Genomic DNA, 18,036 nt, shown 5'->3' on the forward strand with positions numbered 1-18,036 from the left:
CTTAAGATCCCGCCCTGCGTGAGACACACCGATGAAACAAACGCTGCTAGCTGCTGTGCTTGCTGTTGTGGCTTTTAACGCCGCCGCCGCGCCTGACGACGGTATTTTTATGCTGCAGTCCCCTTCTTTCGCCGATAACGGCATGATGGAGAAACCTTTCGCTGGCAACGCGAAGCAAAACCCGAACTGCACCGGCGAAAACCAGTCGCCCGCGCTTATCTGGAGCCATGCGCCGCAGGGCACTACAAGCTACGCGCTTGTGGTGCACGATCCCGAAGGCGCGAAGGGCCTTGGCGTCACGCATCTGGTGGCCTATAACATTCCCGCCACCACCACCGGGCTTGCGGCTAATGCGCTGACCGAAGGCAAAGGTTTTACCGGCGGCAAGAACACCCCTGGCACCACCGCCTGGCATGGTCCTTGTCCCCCGCCCGGCAGCGGTGCGCACCATTACGTCTTCACGCTTATCGCCACCGATCTGCCACCTGACCTACCGCCTGGCCTGTCGCGGGAGGATCTCTTCGCCCGGCTCAAGGGCCACGCGCTCGCCGCGACCGGTCTGATTGGCCGCTTCGGACAGTGAGGCCGCCTGCGCCAGCAGCGCCTTCAGCTCCGGAACGCAGGAGCCACAGTTGGTGCCGCAGCGCAGGGATTCGCCCAGTTGTTCTGTGCTGACACACCCGGCGGTGATGGCCGCCCGGATCGCATTTTCGCCTACACCAAAGCAGCTACAGATAATGCGCCCCTTCGCGGGCGCGTTGCCCGCGCGCTTGCCCGCCAGCAGCGCGTGGCGCGCAAGCGCGCACGCAGGCGGTTCGCTGAAAGCCGTAGCCACCGCCTCCGGCTGTATTTCCGGACGGCGTGCGCCGCTGTAGAACGCCAGCATCAACTCGCCGTCCCGCCAGGCCAGCAGATGAAAGGCCCCTGCGCCTTCCGCATACTGAATTTGCCAGCCCGCGTGGGTTGCGAGGTCACAGAGCCAGCCCTGCGGCGAGGTCACCCCCGCCAGTGTGTAATGCTCGCACCCGTGTTGCGCCTGACGCCACCACAGCAGTTCAGAAGGCAGTGCGGGAAGCGCGCGGCAGAACAACTCGCCCTGCCAGTGCGTATGACGCCTTTGCAGGCGCACCGCGGTCTGTTTGCTCTCCGGCTGGCCTGAGTGCGCACAGCAGACCGGTGCCACCAGCGCATTCACCCGCCCGCGCGTGGCAAAATGCGCGTTCCAGTGCATGGGAACAAAGAGCGCGCCGGGCTGCTGGGCCTCGCTCAGCGCTACCCAGGCCACCATAAAACCCTGTGCCGAGACGACATCAACCAGATCGCCCTCACGCACGCCCTCGCGCACGGCATCGTCAGGGTGAATCGAGACGCGCGGCAGCGGCTGGTGTTGCATCAGGCGCGCCACCGTGCCGGTGCGGGTCATTGTGTGCCACTGATCGCGAATACGCCCGGTGTTCAGCCAGAACGGATAGCGCGCATCGGGCCGCGCCTGCGGCAAGGCGGGCACTACGGCCACCATCGCGAGCCTGCCGCCGCGCCAGCCGGTTTTCTCGGTAAGCAACCGCGCGGTACCGGCGGGCATCGTCGCCGTGACAGGCCATTGCACAGGCGAAAGCGCGTCATACGCCTCGCGCGTTAACCCGGCCAGCCCGCTGATATCAAATGCCCGTGTGCCGTCGTTTTCAAAGCCCGACAGCGCAGCGTGCTCACAAAAAATCTCCTGGGGGTGCTGCCAGCCAAACGCCTCACCCGCCCCAAGCCGCCGGGCCATCTGCGCCACTATCCACCAGTCGGGCCGCGTTTCACCAGGTGCGGGCAGAAACGGCCGCTGGCGTGAGATCCGCCGCTCGGAGTTGGTGACCGTCCCGTTTTTCTCGCCCCAGCCCTGCGCCGGGAAGCGCACGTGCGCGAAGTGCGAAGTGTCCGTCTTTGCCGCCACCTCGGAAATCATCACCAGCTCACAGCGTGAGAGCGACTGGCGCACCGCATCGCTGTCCGGCAGCGACACCGCCGGGTTGGTGCCCATGATCCAGACGGCTTTAACCTCGCCGCGCCCGATAGCCTCAAACAGCTCCACCGCCATCAGGCCTGGCGTCTGCGCGATGCGCTCGCTGCCCCAGAACCGGCCAAGGCGGGCGATATCCGCCGGTTCAAATCCCATATGACAGGCAAGCTGGTTGGCAAGCCCGCCGACTTCGCGCCCGCCCATCGCGTTCGGCTGACCGGTCAGCGAAAACGGGCCGCAGCCAGGCCGCCCGAGTTTGCCGCTCGCCAGATGGACATTGATAATCGCGTTGCATTTATCGCTGCCGCTGGAGGATTGATTGATGCCCATCGTGTAAAGCGTCATCGCGGTCGGCATGCTCAAAAACCAGTCGTAAAACCGCGCCACGTCGCTGTGCGCCAGCCCGCAAAACGCGGCCACGCGCGCCACATCCCACTCGCGCGCTGCCGCAAGCGCCGCGTCCTGACCATCAAACCGCCCCGGCAAAAGCTCACCTGCCAGCGCGTTCAGCAGCCCGACAAACAGCCCGGCGTCGCTGCCGGGGGCAAGCGCCAGGTGTAAATCGGCGATATCACAGGTAGCGGTGCGTCGCGGGTCGATGACGACGATTTTCATCTCCGGGCGCGCCTGCTTCGCCGCTGCAATGCGCTGGTACAAAACCGGATGTGCCCAGGCAGCGTTAGAGCCGACAAAAATCAGCAGATCGGTCTGCTCCAGATCCTCATAGCTGCACGGCACCGCGTCCGCGCCAAACGCGCGCTTGTAGCCCACCACAGCGGAAGACATACAGAGTCGCGAGTTGGTGTCGATATTCGCCGCGCCAATAAACCCTTTCATCAGCTTGTTGGCGGCATAGTAATCCTCCGTCAGCAACTGACCTGAGGCATAAAACGCCACCGCCTGCGGGCCATGCGTATCGATAATGGCGCGAAGGCGCGTGGCCGCCTCGTCAAGCGCCGCCTCCCATGAGGCGCGCTCGCCGTTGATTTCCGGATACAGCAGTCGCCCCTGGCGCCCGGTCGTTTCGCCAAGCGCCGCGCCTTTGACGCAAAGCCGTCCAAAATTCGCCGGATGCTGCGTGTCGCCGTGCACGCTTACCGCGCCATTCGCCTCACGCTGCGCCACCACCCCGCAGCCGACCCCGCAATAGGGGCAGGTGGTGTGCACGCTGTTCATGATGCCTGCGCCTGTAACAGCAGCGCCTGTCCGGCCACCCATACCTTGCCGCCTTCCACTTTTACCGGCCAGGCGCGCACAGCCTCGGTGAGTCCTTCCGCAAGCCGGCCGTCGCGCAACCGGATGCGCTGTTTATAAAGCGGCGATATCACCACCGGCTCGCCGTTGACATCACCCACCAGCCCGCGCGACAGCACATTGGCCTCGCTGCCCGGCTCCAGGTTATCCAGCGCATAGACGCGATCGTCAAAACGGAACAGCGCAATTTGCACCTCGCCCAGCCGCGCCCCGATCCCCGCCTGCGGCGGAATGTCTGTCACGTCGCACACGGCCTGCCACGGGCGCGCTGGTGCACGCGGCGTCGAGGGTGGCACGTGTTCCACCGGCTGCGGCTGGCCCCGAAGCGCGCGACGCTGTACGGCTTCGTCCGGTTTATCGCTGTTGACATAGGAACGGAACAGCGCCAGCCGATCAGGGCTTGCCAGCGTGGTCTGCCATTCGCACTGATAACTCTCCACCACCTGCGCCATTTCGCGCTCCAGCTCTTCGCCAATGCCCAGCGAATCGTTCAGGATAACCTCACGCAGGTAGTCGAGCCCGCCTTCCAGATTATCCATCCAGGTGCTGGTGCGTTGCAGACGGTCGGCGGTGCGAATGTAAAACATCAGAAAGCGATCGATGGTGCGCAGCAGCGTTTCGCGGTCAAGATCGCTTGCGAAGAGATCCGCGTGGCGGGGCTTCATGCCGCCGTTGCCGCAGACATAAAGGTTCCAGCCTTTATCTGTCGCGATAACGCCCACGTCCTTGCCCTGCGCCTCGGCGCACTCGCGCGTACAGCCGGAAACCGCCATTTTGATTTTGTGCGGCGCACGCAGCCCCTTGTAACGGTTCTCCAGCTCGACCGCGAGACCGGTAGAATCCTGCACGCCGTAGCGACACCAGGTAGAACCGACGCAGGATTTCACGGTGCGTAGCGATTTCCCGTAGGCGTGGCCAGTTTCAAAGCCTGCCGCCACCAGCTCCGCCCAGATGGCAGGCAGTTCCTCCAGCCGCGCGCCAAAGAGATCGATGCGCTGCCCGCCGGTAATTTTGCTGTAGAGGTTGTAGCGTTTCGCAATCTGCCCGATGGCGATAAGCCCGTCCGGCGTCACTTCGCCTGCCGCCATGCGCGGCACAATGGAATACGTGCCGTCTTTTTGGATATTGGCGAAGTAGCGATCGTTGGTGTCCTGTAAAGGCAGATGCGCCGGTTTGAGCAGATATTCATTCCAGCAGGAGGCGAGCACCGAACCCACCAGCGGTTTGCAGATCTCACACCCGTGACCCTGACCGTAGCGGCTGATGAGCTGGTCAAACGTGCGGATATGGTTAACGCGCACCAGGTGATAGATCTCCTGGCGTGAATAAGGAAAGTGTTCGCAGATATCTTTTTTAACCGTCACGCCTTGCTGTTCAAGCTGGTATTCCATCACCTGTTTTACCAGCGCGCTGCAACCGCCGCAGCCGGTCGCCGCTTTGGTGCAGGTTTTCACTGCGCCCATGTCGGCAGCGCCACCTGACACCGCCGCGCAGATAGCGGCCTTGCTGACGTTATGGCATGAGCAAATTTGCGCGCTGTCCGGCAGCGCCGCAACGCCAAGCCCTTTCGCGGGCGCGCCCTGGCTTGCAGGCAGGATAAGCGTCTCCGGCTCGGCTGGCAGCGCCATGCCGTTTAACATCATCTGCAACAGCGTGGCGTAGTCGCTGCTGTCGCCCACCAGCACACCGCCGAGCAGGGTTTTACCATCCGCCGAGACGACGATTTTTTTATAGATTTGCTTCGGCCCGTGCGTCCACTGGTAGCTCTGGCTACCCGGCGTGCGCCCGTGGGCGTCGCCAAATGACGCGACCTCAACGCCAAGCAGCTTAAGTTTAGTGCTCATGTCCGCCCCGCGAAAAGCCGCCGTCTCACCCGCAAGCGTCGCGGCAGCAACGCGGGCCATCTGGTAGCCCGGCGCCACCAGGCCGAAGATTTTGCTCTCCCACAGCGCGCATTCGCCGATGGCGAAAATGTTGTCATCGCTGGTCTGACAGTGGTCGTTAATGACGATACCGCCGCGCTCGCCCACGGCAATTCCTGCGGCTTTCGCCAGCGAATCCTGCGGGCGAATACCTGCCGAAAAGACAATCAAGTCGGTGTGCAGGCTGTCGCCGTCGGCAAACTGCATGGTCAGGCCGCCATCCTCTTCCACAATCGCGGTGGTGGATTTACTGGTATGGACGCTCACGTCAAGCGCCTCGATTTTCTCGCGCAGCATCGCCGCCCCTAGCGCGTCGAGCTGCACCGCCATCAGGCCGGGCGCAAACTCCACCACGTGCGTTTTAAGTCCAAGCTGTTTTAGCGCATTGGCCGCCTCAAGCCCCAGCAGCCCGCCGCCGACCACGACGCCGCAGGTGGCGTCATGCGCGCGTTCACGAATGGCGTCGAGATCGTCAAGCGTGCGATAAACAAAACAGCCCGACAGATCGCGCCCCGGCACCGGCGGCACGAATGGCCAGGAGCCGGTGGCCAGCACCAGTTTGTCAAAGTGGGTGTCGTGGCCCTGGGCGTCACGCACTACCTGCTCAGTACGATCCACCGCCACAATCGGGCAACCGGTACGCAGTTCAATCCCGGTCTGCGTAAAGAAATCGCCCTGCACCATTGAGAGCGACTGCGCGCTGCGCCCGGCGAAATATTCCGAGAGATGCACGCGGTCATAAGCCGGATAGCGCTCTTCGCCAAAGACAATGATATGGAAACGCGTATGCAGCCCGGCCCCGACGCACTGCTCCAGAAAATGGTGACTTGTCATGCCGTGGCCCACGACCACCAGAGTTTGTTTTGTCATCGTTTCACATCCTGCAGCCGCGGGCTGCGTTTCATCGGTTTCATCAAACAGCAGCCCTGCGCACGCGCGCAGCGGCTGCCCGAAGTGATTCATCAGCGCGCTGGCGCTGTCGGTATCGCCATACAGCAGTACGCCGCTGAGCCTGCCGTTTTCGAGGATCAGGCGGCGATAGTGTCGGGCAATGGGATCGAGGCTTATCAGCGTTTGCGCCTGCGGCCCCGGCGTGACCGCGCCCGCGCAGAACACCTCAATGCCGGTGACTTTGAGCCGCGTGCCATGCTCCTCATACCCGAAGCGCGCCCTGTCACCGCAAAGGCGTGCGGCCAGCGCGTCTGCCTGCTGCAGGCACGGCGCCACCAGCCCCCAGGTCTGCGCATTGATTTCACAACATTCGCCAATGGCGCTCACATGGGCGTGCGAGGCGCGAAGCGCGTCATCCACCACAATGCCGCGCGCGCAGTGAAGCCCGGCGGCCTCGGCGAGAGACACCGACGGACGTACGCCGGTGGCAATCACCACCCGTGTGGCGGCAACGGTGCCGCCATCGGGCAGCGTGACGGCATCTGGCGTGATGCGCGTGATACCACTGTCGGTGATAATGCGGATACCGCGCGCGGTGAGACTTTCGCCAAGTAATGCCCCCGCCTGTGCATCAAGCTGTTGCTCCATCAGCCAGGGGTGGCGGTGAATGAGCGTGACATCGGCCCCCTGGCGGGCGAGCGCCGCAGCGGCCTCCACGCCCAGCAAGCCGCCGCCCAGCACCACGGTCGGGCCGGGCGTTGCCAGAATCGCGTCGACATCCGCCAGTGTGCGAAAGGCGTGGACGTGCCCCAGCGCGCTGCCTTCTATCGGGGGAATAAACGGCGTTGAGCCGGTCGCGAACACCAGTTCATCCCAGCCGAGCGTTCGCGTGGCCGTCGTTACGGTTCGGGCGATGAGATCGACCGCCTGCGCACGCTCACCGGTCAATAACGTGACGCCGTAACGTGAGTACCACGATTCATCATGCAGCTGCGTTTGCGCGGCAGGCTTCTCACCAGCCAGCACGGGCGACAATAAAATGCGGTTGTAGGCAGGCTGCGGTTCGTCGCCAATGAGGGTGATGGCGAAGCGCGCCGGTGCACGCGCCAGCAGTTGCTCCACCAGACGTACGGCCGCCATGCCGTTGCCGATAATCACCAGTCGTTGCGCCATCACCGCTCCTTACGCCGCTTTCGGCTGCTTTTCATACAAGAAATGCAGGATCTGCTGGCGCAGATGGTGATAACGGCTGTCATCAGCAAGTTGTACCCGGTTACGCGGGCGCGGCAGGTTGACCTCCAGCACCTCCCCCACGGTGGCCGCCGGGCCATTGGTCATCATCAGCACGCGATCCGACAGCAGCACCGCCTCGTCAACGTCGTGAGTGATCAGCACAATCGTGGTGTTGAGTTCCTGCTGAATGTGCATGACCGCGTCCTGCAAGTGGGCGCGGGTCAGCGCGTCCAGCGCGCCGAATGGCTCATCCATTAACAGCACTTTCGGCTCCATCGCGAGCGCCCGGGCGATGCCGACGCGTTGCTTCATCCCACCGGAGATTTCGCCGGGGCGCTTATCAAGCGCATGTCCCATCTGCACGCGCTCCAGGTTGTGAATAATCCATTCCCGGCGCTGCGCTTTATTCATGGTTTTGCGAAAGACCTGATCCACCGCCAGCGCCACGTTGTCAAAACAGGTCAGCCAGGGCAGCAGCGAGTGGTTCTGAAACACCACGGCGCGCTCCGGGCCGGGGCCTGCGATTTCACGGTTATCGCACAGCAATCCGCCTTCGCCTGGCAAGGTTATCCCCGCGATAAGGTTAAGCAGCGTCGATTTGCCGCAGCCGGAGTGGCCAATCAGGCTCACCGTTTCACCCACATTGATGTCGAAACTGACGTTTTGCAGTGCCAGGAACTCCCCGCTGGCAGTATTGAAACGTTGACTGACGTTCTGTACCTGAATGATCGGTTTCATGATTGCCCCTTATTTGTCCTGCCAGCTGAAACGCCGGGCGAGAAGCATCAGCCCCTGCTCCAGCAAGAGCCCCACCACGCCGATGATGACGATGGCGATGAGGATGTTTTCGACGTTGAGGTTGTTCCACTCGTTCCAGATCCAAAAGCCGATGCCAAGACCGCCGGTGAGCATTTCAGCAGCGACAATCACAAGCCAGGCGATACCAATAGAGAGGCGCACGCCGGTAAGCACTGCCGGTAATACAGCCGGAAACAGGATGCGGCGCATTACCGTCCATTCGGAGAGTTGCAGCACGCGCGCCACGTTGAGGTAGTCATCCGGAATGCGCTTCACCCCTTCGGCGGTATTAATGACCATCGGCCAGACAGAGCAGATGAAAATGGTCCAGCTTGAGGCGGGCTCGGCCTTCTGAAAGAGCAGCAGACCGATTGGCAGCCAGGCGAGCGGGCTGACCGGGCGCAGCAGTGCGATAAGCGGGTTGAACATGCGTGCCAGAAAGGTAAAGCGGCCAATCAAAAAGCCAAGCGGTATGCCCACCAGCGCCGCGAGGCCAAAACCCACCGCCACGCGTCCAAGCGAGGCCAGCACGTTCCAGCCAATCCCCTGGTCGTTCGGCCCTTCGTTGTAGAACGGATCGGCGAAGAGCGTGAGTGCCGAGTCAAGCGTGCTAAGCGGTGTGGGAAAACCTTTACTGTTGATAGCGGCCAGTTGCCAGGCAAGCACCAGCAACGCAAGCCCAAGCAGCGCAGGCACCACGCGCGCCGCGATGGCGCTGACCTGGGTTGCAAGCTTAGGACGACGTTTTCGCACCGCCACGCGGGGCATCACAATCACTTCACCGGCAGGCGGTGTTGCGGGCGCGCTAACGGTCTGTTGTAGCTCTTTCATGGTTTCCCCTTAACGTTTCATGGCAAAACTGTTGGCGTAAGCGGCCGGTGAGCGGCCATCCCACAGGCTGCCGTCCATCAGGCGGCTGGTGCGAAGCGGCGTTTCAGGCAGCGTAATGCCGCCCACCGCCTGCGCGGCCTGCTCATAAATGTCAGTGCGGTTGATGCGTGCGGCGATGGCCGCGTAATCCGGGTCGGTTTTCAGCAATCCCCAGCGGCGGAACTGCGTTAAGAACCACATCCCGTCGGAATGCCACGGGTAGCTCACTTCGCCCTCGCGAAAAAAACGCATGCCGTGATCATCCTTCCAGCGTCGGCCCGCGCCGTTGTCGTAGTCGCCCAGCATGCGCGGCGTGAGATACTGTTCTTTGGTGTTGAGGTAGGCGCGCTTCGCCAGCACCTGCGCGGTTTCCCGCCGGTTGTCGTCGGAGGCGTCAATCCAGCGTGCCGCCTCCAGTACGGCAGCGGTCAGCGCGCGGGCGGTGTTTGGATGTTGCTCGACCCACAGGCGGCGGGTGCCAAGCACTTTCTCCGGGTGATCCGGGAAAATCTGTTGCGAGGTCGTGGCGGTAAAACCGATGCGGTCGTTAATGGCGCGGGCATTCCACGGCTCGCCAACGCAAAAACCGACCATGTTGCCGATGCGCATGTTCATGACCATCTGCGGCGGCGGCACCACCACGGTGCGCACGTCGTTAAACGGGTGAATACCGGCCGCCGCCAGCCAGTAATAGAGCCACATCGCGTGCGTGCCGGTCGGAAAGGTATGCGCGAAGGTATAAGTGCCGGGTTCGCTCGCTGCAATCAGCGTTTTCAGGGCGTCCGGCGTGGTGATGCCCTTTTCCAGCAGATCCGCGCTCAGTGAAATCGCCTGGCCGTTCTGATTGAGCGTCAGCAGATTCGCCATCGGCTGCGCTTTGCCTGCGATGCCAAGCTCAAGCCCATAAATGAGGCCATAGAGCGCGTGGGCGGCGTCGAGTTCGCCGGAGACCAGTTTATCGCGCACCGCCGCCCAGCTCGCTTCTTTGCTCGGCACGATCCGGATACCGTATTTTTTATCAAACCCCTTCAGCGCCGCCATGACTACTGGCGCGCAGTCAGTGAGCGGAATAAAACCGACGCGCACCGTGTCGAGTTCGGGTTTGTCACTGCCTGCGGCCCAGACGTTGCTCATTATCCCCGGCAACAGCATCGCGCCGCCGAAAGCGGCACCAGCCTGTAGCAAGCGGCGGCGGGTGAGAGAAAATGACGATTGGCTCATGGCTGCTCCTGAAAATAAAAAAGGCGTCCGCCAATGTCCGAAGACATTGCAGGACGCCTTTATCCTTTCGGTCTGCCCACCGCCGTTGGCGAGCCACCGAAAAATGTTTGTCAGGATATGTTAAGCAAGGGATGTGCCAGGTTTAAGCGACGTGACAATGGCGGGTGGCGCTAACGCTTACCCCTCCTGCAACAACGTCTTGTGAGCATTGCGCCGCCCCGCTCTGCCCCAAAATCACGCATAAAATGCCCACTCGCTGTGCACCTACTCCTTTCGGGTTACGGGCCACAACTGGGCGACGGCGAGCATCGCTTCGGCGATCTCCACCATCCGCTTGTTCTGATCCATCGCGAGTTTACGTAACTGATGCCACGCCTGCTCTTCGCTAAGCTGCTGGTGGCTTATCAACAAACTCTTGGCGCGCTCAATCAGTTTGCGCTCCTCAAGGCTTGCCTGTAACGACGCCAGCTGGCGTGTCAGCGACTCCACCTCGCGCGCCTGCTGGCGCACCAGCGGAAGAAGATGGCGCTCCAGCGCCACCGGCGTGTCCTGCGCGAACGATTCGCTGGCGCGGCGGGCCAGCACCGCCTCCGGCGATTCGTTGCTCTCGGCCCTCGCAAGCAGTGTGCGGGCCTGCGTCAGAAGTCCTGCAATCAACGCCTCTTCGATATCACGCAGTGCGTCGAGCCGCGAGGTTTGTAGCGCGAACCAGCGTACCGCCCGCGCGCGGTTGTCGTCATCGGCAGGCAGCCGCGTACAGGCAAGACGCCGCAGCTGCTCAAGTTCCCGCGTCGCCTCGCCGTGACGGTAAAAGCGATCGCGGATATCTGCCGCCACCAGTGACAAAAACGTCTCGAAGCAGCGCTGCTGACCGTCGATGCGATCAGCGAGCCGCTGGCGCAGCGGCTCGCTGAAGGCGCCCTGCGTAAAACCAATCGCGCCGGTGGCACGCTCCTGGCCCGCCAGCTCTTTGCCCTGCATAAAGCTATAGAGCGCCGTCAGTGCGCGGGCAAGCGACGCGTCATCGACGGTTTCGCTCGCCTCCGGCAGCAGCGCCACAAGATGGCGGATAGTCTGGTTAAACCCGTCCATGGCTTCAACCGGCTCGATGTCGCGGGCGCGAATGCGCAAGCGCAGCGCGGGCAACTGCTCCAGTGACCAGAGTGCGCAGGCCATACGCCAGGCAAGCAGGCTGCCCGAGGAGGCGAGCGAAGGCGGCGCTGCGCGAAACGCGTCGGCCCGCTCGTCGGTCTGCGTCACGCAAAACGCGTGTTCGCGGGCGAAAAGCTGGCCGCCCGAACAGAGCCAGATGTTGGATGCGCCGCGCTCGCGCTGTAGCATATGCACCAGATGGCTTATCTGGCTTGCCCACTCGCCCACGCTCAGCCACGCCTCCAGCTGGCTGCGTTCTCTTTCCCGGGCGAAACGAAACCACGCCTGCGCATCCTGCGCCGGTCTGGACTGTATTGCCATCGCTCACTCTCCTGTTATCGCCTTTACAGGAACCAAGCAATAACTATGCCGTCATGGCAAAGGAGTTCCGGATGCAAAAAATCGTGATTATCGCCAACGGTGCGGCTTACGGCAGCGAATCGCTGTTTAACAGCCTGCGTCTTGCTATCGCCCTTCGGGATCAGCCGCAGGCGCCTGCGCTTAAACTGTTTTTAATGTCCGACGCCGTCACCGCCGGGCTGCGCGGCCAGAAGCCTGCCGAGGGCTATAACATTCAGCAAATGCTGGAGATCCTGACGGCCCAGAACGTGCCCGTGAAGCTTTGCAAAACCTGCGCCGACGGGCGCGGCGTCAGCGCCCTGCCGCTGGTGGACGGCGTTGAAATTGGCACTCTGGTGGAACTCGCGCAGTGGACGCTTGAGGCCGACAAAGTCCTGACATTCTGATAATCACGCAGGTGTAATAATATTTACTTATTCACCTGCCCTCCCCATCAAGTCCCTGTCATGTGTGCCGATATTTACCTTAAAACCCATAACAACAAGCACGTCCCAATACACAACGCTCACACAACACACAGCAGGGTAAACGCCTATGTTAACGTCGATTCGCGCACGCATCATCGCAGCCACCGCAGGCTGCCTGATAGGCGCACTCTTACTCAACACCATCATGAACTATCAGGTCACGCGGCTGGATAACCAGCATGCGAGCCTTAATACCCTGAAGAGCACCAGTGCCAGCCATAATCTGGCTATTAGCGACTGGGTAAACAGCAAAACCGCCATGATAAGTTCGCTCGACACTGTCGCGCTCAGCGCCGATCCGGTGCCGGTTTTTACGCAAATCGCAAAAGCTGGCGGCTTTATGAACGTCTACGCTGGCTACGCCACCAAAACCGCGAAGTTTTCCAACCCGGAAGGCGTGCCGTCTGATTATGATCCGACGATCCGCCCGTGGTACCAGCAGGCCGTGAAAGCGGCTGCGCCTGTCGTCACCGCGCCGTATGTGGACGCGGGCACGGGTAAACTGGTGGTCACCTTCGCGGTGCCGGTGAAGCAAAACGGCGCGATTGCGGCGGTTGTCGCAGGCGATCTGTCTATGGATAGCGTTATTGCCAACGTACGCAGTATTCATCCGACCGCGAACAGCAGCGGCTTGCTGGTCAATGAAGATGGCACCCTTATCGCCGCCAAAGATCCGGCGCTGACCTCTAAACCGTTTGAAAATGCGGTCTCGGGCGTCGCGTTTAGCGCGCTGAAAACGAGTGAGACATCGCTTGAAGGCGATATCGGCGGTGCAACAAAAGCGCTGATCGCAACACCGGTGCCCGGTACGCAGTGGTATCTGGTGGTGGCGCTGGATGAAGACGACGCGACGTCCGGTATGCGCGCGCTGCTCAACACGTCCGCTATTTCGGTGCTGGTGCTGTTGCTGATTACCGGCGCGCTGATGCATTTCCTGGTGACGAAGCTGTTAAGGCGTCTGCTGATGATCCGCGACGCGCTGGTGGCAATTAGCAGCGGCACCAATGATTTGTCGCAGCGCCTGCCTGAAAACGGCCGTGATGAAGTGGCGCAGATTGCGCATGCCTTTAACGCCTTCTGCGACAAGCTCGCGGGCGTGATGGGTCAGTTGCGTGATGCCAGCGCCTCGGTAAAAGTCGCCGCGAATGAAATCGCGGCGGGCAACCAGGATCTCTCCGGGCGTACCGAACAGGCCGCCTCAAGCCTTCGCGAAACGGCGAGTGCAGTTGAGGAGATAACCGCGTCGGTCGCCAACTCCAACGACGCGGCAGCCCAGGCGAATAGTCAGGCGCAAAGCGCGACCGATGCCGCCTCACGCGGCGGCGAAGTGGTGTCGAAGGCCATTTCGACGATGCAACTGATTGAAACCGCCTCGGCTAAAATCGGCGATATTACCAGCGTCATTGATGGCATCGCCTTCCAGACCAACATACTTGCGCTTAACGCCTCGGTGGAGGCTGCGCGCGCGGGCGAACAGGGCCGCGGCTTCGCGGTGGTGGCAGGCGAAGTGCGAAATCTTGCAAGCCGCAGCGCCCAGGCGGCGAAAGAGATCAAATCGCTTATCGACTCCACGACCGAGAGCGTATCAACCGGCTCACGCTATGTACGGCTCGCAGGCGAATCAATGGAAGAGATTGTCAGCAGCATCGGTAATGTTTCCGGGATCATGCGTGAAATTACTGTCGCCACCAGTGAACAGATGAAAGGCATTCAGGAGATTAACCACGCCGTTACCCAGCTCGACCAGATGGTGCAGCAGAATGCTGAGCTGGTGGTGCAGTCTGCCGCTGCCGCAGGCGCGTTGCAGGGCCAGGCGGGCGAACTTGCCCAGACGGCCGGACATTTCCGCATTTAATCAGGCGCAGGCGCGCTTTCGGCAACGTTCCGCGCGCCTGCCGCCCCGCTTTAACGCACAATGTAATGAATATGGCGGCACGGCCGCCTTTTTTGATCAAAATCAGCGTTCGACGCCTCCCTCTTTGGTGTTATTCCCGGAGTATTTTGTGAACAGCCTCACATTCGAAGGGCTGTCCTGACGGGTTTTATCATTGACAGAGGGGTAAAAAATGGCGCGGGTAAAAGCAAGCCTGAAGTTGTTTGGGGGAGATACGGTGGTCGTGCGTTGCTCAGCGAACTGCCATATTCATTTGATGAGTGTCGGCGAGCGACTCACACGCGCGGGTGCCGATGTATTAAGCGTTCAGAACCGTAACAGCGCCTATATCAGCGTGCCGTACAGCGGCATCTGGGATGTGCTTATCGACAGCCACAGCCAGACGCTGGAACACTCTATCAGCTACGTTCCGGCATAATGACATCGCCCCGGCGCCCGCCGGGGTTTTTAGGCAAAGCCAGGCTGTAGCTCGCCGCTTTCCCCACCGTCGCGCGCCTGACAGGCTCGCACTTCATACGCCAGTTCATCCAGCGACGCTTCACACATGCCGAGTTTTCTCAGCTCCTGCTCCAGCGAAAAGAGGTATTGCGCGTTGGTGCCAAGTGGGCCGCTGGCGCGGGCGATGAGCGGCGCAATAGTTGCCGGGCGCGTGTCCGCCTCATAAAGCGGATGGCTTGGGTCCATAATAAACACCAGCGCATGCACGGTGCGGCCATCGTCAAGCGTGAGTTTGCACCACCCTGGCAGATAACACCCGGTTATCATCTCCCGCTTCCACAGCAGCGTCAGCTCGGTTTCCAGTTCCGCCTCCGGCAGACGATACGCCACCCCGGTGGTGGCTCCGCCTTCTTTGAGCGCGAGCATGCGCCCAGGCTGGCAGGCACTGCCTCGTCCGGCGGTAAGCCGCAGACAGAATGCGCGGTGCCAGCCGTTGAGAGTGGCGGCGCAGCGCTCTTCATACACCATTGCCGGGTTCCACATAAGGGACCCGTAGCCAAAAATCCAGACCGATTCGTTTTCAGGACGACAGGCGAGCGTAGCGGCCAGTGACGCCGCTCGCTGCTCTGGCGTCCACAGTAACGATTCCTCAATGGCTCCGAAAGCCGTCTTACAGTCTGCTGTCATTAAGAAATCACGTGTTAACACCTTCTACCTCCAACCCTGCTTTCCTGTGATTTTAAGCGCGTTCAGAATCTTTTTATCGCTCAATCAGAAAGCAATTACGTGGTGACGATAGGGGATTAACGTGCCGCTGACAAGACCGCTGCGCCTTTTTCGACCCATAAAAAACTTATCTATCCCCGCACGACGTGTAGGGATAAAGATAAAGAAAGAAGGGAATCAGGCGATTAACAACACATTATTTTTTCTTATGCCATTTGTCATCATCGCCCTTTTCATACTCATGTTTAACCGCAGCCCATGCAACGCGGTGCGCGGTTTCCTCCCGGCTGGCATCACCACGGCGGTCATCTTCATCTTTATACTGATCCCAGGCACTGTTGAACGCTTCTTTGTAGATCTCCTGCGCGTGCGCGGGGAGCACATGGCGAACGTTGTCAGGCAAATCGGTTTTGGAAGAATATGGCATCGTATGGCTCCTTTTAATGTCTAAAAGGTAAGTGTGGTTCACGATGGCGCGCTTCGCCAGCCATACAGGTGACATCAAGCCTGCTATCTACAATTAACTGTTTAATAAATACTTTATGAGTAAATTTGAGATTTTCAGCAGTAAAAACCGAAACGATGGGCAAAGCCGTAAAAAAGCGTAAATAAAACGTCTTAAACGGGCGTTTTTTGCTATTTTTACGTTATGCCATTCCCTTTTTTATAATGATAATGACCTGCTTCTCTGGAGAATTAACGTGACCACATCAAGCCATGAGGCGGTGAAAACCCGTCATAAGGAGACTTCTCTCATTTTCCCGGTTTTAGCGCTGGCAGTGCTGGCGTTCTGGGGGTCCAGCCAGTCGCTGTCAGTGATTGTGGGCATTAACGCGCTGGCGCTTGTCGGTATTCTCAGCAGCGCGTTTAGCGTGGTGCGTCACGCGGATGTCCTGGCGCACCGCCTCGGCGAGCCGTACGGGTCGCTGATCCTCAGTCTTTCGGTTGTTATTCTTGAGGTCAGCCTGATTTCTGCGCTGATGGCGACGGGTGATGCCGCTCCGACGCTGATGCGCGATACGCTCTACTCGATCATCATGATTGTGAGCGGCGGTCTGGTGGGTGTGGCGCTGTTGCTGGGTGGGCGGAAATTCGCCACGCAATATGTGAATCTTTTCGGCATTAAACAGTATCTGATAGCCCTTTTCCCGCTCGCGGTGATTGTTCTGGTGTTTCCGATGGCGCTGCCTGGCGGTAATTTTTCGATGCCGCAGGCGCTGCTGGTCGCGATGATTTCGGCGGCGATGTATGGCGTTTTTCTGCTGATCCAGACCAAGACGCACCAGAGCCTGTTTGTGTATGAGCATGAAGACGAAAGCGATGATGACGACCCGCATCACGGTAAACCTTCGGCGCACAGTAGCCTGTGGCATGCCGCGTGGCTGGTAGTGCATCTCATTGCGGTGATATCCGTCACCAAAATGAACGCCAATCCGCTCGAAGGGCTGCTGAGCCACCTGAACGCGCCGGTGTCGTTCACCGGTTTCCTGGTCGCGCTGTTGATCCTCTCGCCGGAAGGCCTGGGCGCACTTAAGGCGGTGCTCAATAACCAGGTGCAGCGCGCGATGAACCTGTTTTTTGGCTCGGTGCTGGCGACCATTTCGCTGACGGTGCCGACGGTGACGATAATCGCCATTCTGACCGGCAACGATCTTCAGTTTGCCCTCGGGGCGCCGGAGATGGTGGTAATGCTCGCCGCGCTGGTGTTGTGCCAGATTTCGTTCTCAACCGGGCGTACCAATGTGCTGAACGGCAGCGCGCACCTCGCGCTGTTTGTCGCCTATCTGATGACGATATTTGCGTAGTGCGCCTGGCGATACCTGCTGCGGGTGATTGACGCTCCCGCCTGTCGCTTTATCGCCACAAACGATGGCACGCCCATAAAAAAACCCCGCGATGCGGGGTTTTTCTTTTTACGAACCCGCGAATTAATTCTCGGTATCGAGTTCCGGGAAGCTTTTTACCAGATCGTCGATGGCTTTGATCTGCTGGAGGAAGGCTTCCAGTTTGGCCAGCGGCAGCGCGGACGGGCCGTCGCATTTCGCATGTTCCGGATCCGGGTGCGCTTCGATAAAGAGCCCCGCGATACCGGTCGCCATACCTGCGCGGGCAAGCTCGGTCACCTGGGCGCGACGACCGCTGGAGGCTGCGCCAAACGGGTCGCGGCATTGCAGCGCGTGGGTCACATCGAAAATCACCGGCGCGTTGCCAGACACTTTTTTCATTACGCCAAAGCCGAGCATGTCAACGACCAGGTTGTCGTAACCAAAGTTGGTGCCGCGATCGCACAGGATGACCTGCTCGTTGCCGCCCTCTTTGAATTTATCGACGATGTTACCGATCTGCCCTGGGCTGATGAACTGCGGTTTTTTCACGTTGATGACCGCGCCGGTTTTCGCCATCGCTTCAACCAGGTCGGTCTGGCGCGCCAGGAACGCCGGCAGCTGGATAACATCTACTACGTCAGCCACTGGCTGCGCCTGTTCGGCGGTGTGTACGTCGGTGATAATTTTCACGCCAAAGGTCTGCTTCAGCTCCTGGAAGATTTTCATCCCTTCTTCGAGGCCCGGGCCGCGGTAAGAGTGAATGGAGGAGCGGTTGGCTTTATCAAAAGACGCTTTAAAAACGTAAGGAATACCAAGCTTCTGAGTCACGGTGACGTAGTGCTCACAGATGCGCATCGCCAGATCGCGCGATTCCAGCACGTTCATACCGCCAAACAGCACGAACGGCAGATCGTTCGCTACGTTGATATCACCAATGCTAACCACTTTTTGTTTCATATTGTCGCCTTAGTCCTGTGTA

Annotated in this window: 14 protein-coding genes; 5 read left to right on the forward strand and 9 right to left on the reverse strand. The window is 60.4% G+C overall.

The annotated features are described in order from the left end of the window. Positions 1-31: 31 nt before the first annotated feature. A complete protein-coding gene (locus AFK62_RS10845; RefSeq protein WP_032984826.1) occupies positions 32-583 on the forward strand; it encodes a YbhB/YbcL family Raf kinase inhibitor-like protein in 552 nt (183 codons plus the stop codon). On the opposite strand, the gene AFK62_RS10850 is transcribed toward AFK62_RS10845, so the two are convergent. From AFK62_RS10850 to AFK62_RS10875, 6 genes are all read right to left on the reverse strand, one after another. Further along, positions 491-3,181, reverse strand: coding sequence for a nitrate reductase (locus AFK62_RS10850; protein WP_007679548.1), 2,691 nt, complete (start codon positions 3,179-3,181; stop codon positions 491-493). The genes AFK62_RS10845 and AFK62_RS10850 overlap by 93 nt on opposite strands. Further along, positions 3,178-7,245 carry a nitrite reductase large subunit NirB gene (nirB, locus tag AFK62_RS10855; protein ID WP_082363069.1) on the reverse strand — a complete coding sequence of 1,356 codons (4,068 nt, stop codon included), beginning with the start codon at positions 7,243-7,245 and terminating at the stop codon, positions 3,178-3,180. Before nirB ends, AFK62_RS10850 begins: the two co-directional genes overlap by 4 nt. Positions 7,246-7,254: 9 nt before the next feature. Then, positions 7,255-8,043: an ABC transporter ATP-binding protein gene (locus AFK62_RS10860; protein ID WP_007679543.1), complete on the reverse strand. Its 789-nt coding sequence runs from the start codon at positions 8,041-8,043 to the stop codon at positions 7,255-7,257. Positions 8,044-8,052: 9 nt separating this feature from the next. Then, entirely contained in the window at positions 8,053-8,934 is an 882-nt protein-coding gene (gene ntrB, locus AFK62_RS10865) for a nitrate ABC transporter permease (protein WP_053531900.1), read from the reverse strand. A gap of 9 nt (positions 8,935-8,943) precedes the next feature. Further along, the gene (locus AFK62_RS10870; protein ID WP_053531901.1) at positions 8,944-10,194 is read right to left on the reverse strand and encodes a CmpA/NrtA family ABC transporter substrate-binding protein; all 1,251 of its coding nucleotides are present in this window, start codon (positions 10,192-10,194) and stop codon (positions 8,944-8,946) included. A 264-nt stretch (positions 10,195-10,458) separates the two neighbouring features. Beyond that, complete coding sequence (locus tag AFK62_RS10875; RefSeq protein ID WP_007679533.1) at positions 10,459-11,667, reverse strand: nitrate regulatory protein; 1,209 nt, start codon at positions 11,665-11,667, stop codon at positions 10,459-10,461. Positions 11,668-11,738: 71 nt separating this feature from the next. Here AFK62_RS10875 and AFK62_RS10880 point away from each other — a divergent pair, with 71 nt between their 5' ends. The 3 genes from AFK62_RS10880 (at position 11,739) to AFK62_RS10890 (ending at position 14,485) form a co-directional block, all read left to right on the forward strand. After that, entirely contained in the window at positions 11,739-12,092 is a 354-nt protein-coding gene (locus AFK62_RS10880) for a DsrE/DsrF/TusD sulfur relay family protein (RefSeq protein ID WP_007679531.1), read from the forward strand. A 148-nt stretch (positions 12,093-12,240) separates the two neighbouring features. Then, on the forward strand, positions 12,241-14,028 hold the full coding sequence (locus AFK62_RS10885; protein WP_053531902.1) for a methyl-accepting chemotaxis protein: 1,788 nt from the start codon (positions 12,241-12,243) through the stop codon (positions 14,026-14,028). A 211-nt stretch (positions 14,029-14,239) separates the two neighbouring features. Continuing rightward, positions 14,240-14,485 carry a DUF1883 domain-containing protein gene (locus tag AFK62_RS10890; RefSeq protein ID WP_007679527.1) on the forward strand — a complete coding sequence of 82 codons (246 nt, stop codon included), beginning with the start codon at positions 14,240-14,242 and terminating at the stop codon, positions 14,483-14,485. Between the two features lie 29 nt (positions 14,486-14,514). On the opposite strand, the gene AFK62_RS10895 is transcribed toward AFK62_RS10890, so the two are convergent. Both AFK62_RS10895 and chaB read right to left on the reverse strand, forming a co-directional pair. Continuing rightward, a complete protein-coding gene (locus AFK62_RS10895) occupies positions 14,515-15,213 on the reverse strand; it encodes a gamma-glutamylcyclotransferase (RefSeq protein ID WP_007679526.1) in 699 nt (232 codons plus the stop codon). Between the two features lie 214 nt (positions 15,214-15,427). Continuing rightward, entirely contained in the window at positions 15,428-15,658 is a 231-nt protein-coding gene (gene chaB, locus AFK62_RS10900) for a putative cation transport regulator ChaB (RefSeq protein WP_007679524.1), read from the reverse strand. Positions 15,659-15,932: 274 nt separating this feature from the next. Here chaB and chaA point away from each other — a divergent pair, with 274 nt between their 5' ends. Next, positions 15,933-17,036 (forward strand): sodium-potassium/proton antiporter ChaA, encoded by a 1,104-nt coding sequence (chaA, locus tag AFK62_RS10905; protein ID WP_007679522.1) that lies wholly within the window; start codon positions 15,933-15,935, stop codon positions 17,034-17,036. A 123-nt stretch (positions 17,037-17,159) separates the two neighbouring features. On the opposite strand, the gene kdsA is transcribed toward chaA, so the two are convergent. Then, on the reverse strand, positions 17,160-18,014 hold the full coding sequence (gene kdsA / locus AFK62_RS10910; protein WP_053531903.1) for a 3-deoxy-8-phosphooctulonate synthase: 855 nt from the start codon (positions 18,012-18,014) through the stop codon (positions 17,160-17,162). Positions 18,015-18,036: the final 22 nt, after the last annotated feature.

The sequence above is a fragment of the Cronobacter condimenti 1330 genome (assembly GCF_001277255.1).
Taxonomy (GTDB): domain Bacteria; phylum Pseudomonadota; class Gammaproteobacteria; order Enterobacterales; family Enterobacteriaceae; genus Cronobacter; species Cronobacter condimenti.